Genomic DNA, 626 nt, shown 5'->3' on the forward strand with positions numbered 1-626 from the left:
TGGTTAGTCGGAACGCTATCTGAGTTCTGGCAGGGTTTCATGGTCTGCTACTTCTCAAAAAGCGTGGCAATAGACTGCGCAAAACGCAGATCTTTTAATGAATAATACCGCTCGGTTCCGTTCGTCCGAACGTTCAAGACACCTTTGGTTCTTAATAAACTCAGGTGGTGGGAAGCCAGCGACTGACTTACCGAAAGTTTTTCCTGAATGGCGGTCACGCTCAGCTCCCGTTCTCCCCCTCTCAACAGCATAATAATCTGCATTCTGATCGGGTGTGCCAACGACTTTAGTACATGTGCAGTGCGTTCAATGGGTTGTTTTTGGTTAGAAATCATAGATGTACAGTGAATGACGTATGGATTTTGTAGCCGGGTCAATCAACATCCATTTACTTTTCTACTTGCTCTATCACATCAGGCCGGCGTATTTCTTCTACTGCCTACCTTTTTGTCAATCTTTCTTCTCTAACGTTATACAAAGCACCTTTCTTGTATACAAGATCATTATTTTTTATGAATCATAATAAGCTGTCTATTAAGAATTTATAAAGATAAAAAGGCAATCAATTCTGCTTATATTTTTCAGGATATGAACGCTGAATTTGCAACTTACCAAGCCTTATAAAT

Annotated in this window: 1 protein-coding gene; it reads right to left on the reverse strand. The window is 40.4% G+C overall.

Going from position 1 to position 626, the window contains the following annotated elements; translation table 11 throughout:
- Positions 1 to 47: 47 nt before the first annotated feature.
- Positions 48 to 335, reverse strand: coding sequence for an ArsR/SmtB family transcription factor (locus BLX24_RS30985; protein WP_071506945.1), 288 nt, complete (start codon positions 333 to 335; stop codon positions 48 to 50).
- Between the last annotated feature and the right edge of the window lie 291 nt (positions 336 to 626).

The sequence above is a fragment of the Arsenicibacter rosenii genome (genome assembly GCF_001870735.1).
Taxonomy (GTDB): domain Bacteria; phylum Bacteroidota; class Bacteroidia; order Cytophagales; family Spirosomataceae; genus Arsenicibacter; species Arsenicibacter rosenii.

Bases quoted from the DNA above. Each gene is read 5' to 3' on its own strand.
- BLX24_RS30985 (WP_071506945.1), bottom strand. From the start codon at position 335: ATGATTTCTAACCAAAAACAACCCATTGAACGCACTGCACATGTACTA.